Genomic DNA, 1,482 nt, shown 5'->3' with positions numbered 1-1,482 from the left:
TTAAGATCACAGCCACTGCAGCGTGGTTTAATTTGTCTAAACCGATGGCATTTACTAAGTTTGTAATCATCCACTCAGCTCCGCCTGTGTTGTCAAATGCGTTCCCTACGGCATATGCCCCTGCAGAGAAGATCATTAAGTCCCATTTGATTTTTGCTTGTTTCCAAGTTAATACGCCAACCCCTGGTAGTAAGCAGAGTAACATACTCAATACGGCTGTTTGTTCTGTTGAGATGGAGAATCCTAGATATTTCTTTTGAAGGTCTCCAGTTGCCCATAAGATTAAAGTGATGAGGAAGATGATTCCTACACGTTTTTCTTCAGGGGATGTTGGTCCTAAGTCTGCTAATTGTTTCTTCAACGTTTCTTTCACGTTTGCCATTGCGGAATCACTGGCATCTTTACCGATTTTGAAGAGTTTCACTCCGATAAAGAAGATGATTACGGCTGTAAGAATGGCTTGTGGCATAGATACGAGTAGCCAGTCCATATAGCCGATGCTTGCGCCGGTTTGTTTATTGATAAATCCAACAGCGATTACTTGAGCGGAAGTGGCTGTCATTACCATAGATGTTGCGAACGCGTTATTTTGCACGTTTTGTAACATCATTAATTTCCCGAACTTCGATTCTCCTGGAAGTTCATTGTAAATTTGTAATAATACGATGGAGATTGGCAAGATTAATGAAGCACGTGCTGTTGTGGATGGTACGAAGAACGCGAGGATGAAGTTCACTGCGAGTAATACCGCAAGTGTCTGTATCTTCGTGCGTCCGAATTTCACGACCATTGAGAGTGCGATACGTTTCCCTAGGTTTGTTTCACTGATGGCTGATGTTAACACGAATGCGGCTACCATCAACCAAATGATGTCATACCCTAATGTTCCAAACGCCTCTTTTTGCTTCTCGACAACTCCGATTAATGGAAGCAGTAATACCGCGATAATCGATGTTTGATAAATAGGGATTGGTTTTGCAATCCATAAAATAAGTGCTGCTACAAAGATCGCTAAACTGCGTTGTGCTGGTACGGTTAATCCTTCCATCGGTGGCATGAACACAATGATGAAGAACACTGCGACTGCCAGAAGAATGCCCCATAGAGCGGATTTTTTCTTTTTATCTTTACTCATAGTAATGATCTCCTTCTTTTGTTTTTTGATTTGTTCTTGACGTCATCCTTAGTCTACAAGTAAAGAAGTCCCCCGTCCAATTCACTTTTTACACTTTTGTATAACAAAACGTTATGCAAATGTATTCCAATTTAGAATGATTATGCTATACTACTCGTGAAAGGCGGGATGACATGAATATCGATAAACTACAAACTTTTAAAACCCTCTGCGAGACCATGAGTTTCACGAAAACCGCTGAAGAATTGTATACCTCGCAACCCAATGTCACGAAACAAATCAAGAGCTTGGAGGAAAAGCTAGGCTATCCTCTCATCCACCGCACCCACAAGAACTTCACGCTGACC

The 1,482-nt window shown here is 41.6% G+C and carries 2 protein-coding genes; one reads left to right on the top strand and one right to left on the bottom strand.

The annotated features are described in order from the left end of the window. Positions 1 to 1,135, bottom strand: a 1,135-nt coding sequence (locus Q0594_RS03400) for an SLC13 family permease (protein ID WP_298729603.1), incomplete at its 3' end; no start/stop codon positions are given. A gap of 173 nt (positions 1,136 to 1,308) precedes the next feature. On the opposite strand from Q0594_RS03400, the gene Q0594_RS08470 reads away from it, so the two are divergent. Then, positions 1,309 to 1,482 (top strand): LysR family transcriptional regulator (locus tag Q0594_RS08470; protein ID WP_366518783.1); only part of this gene is annotated, 174 nt, incomplete at its 3' end.

It is taken from the genome of uncultured Granulicatella sp., assembly GCF_938030755.1.
Lineage (GTDB): Bacteria > Bacillota > Bacilli > Lactobacillales > Aerococcaceae > Granulicatella.
This window is presented reverse-complemented; position numbering and strand designations above follow the sequence as displayed.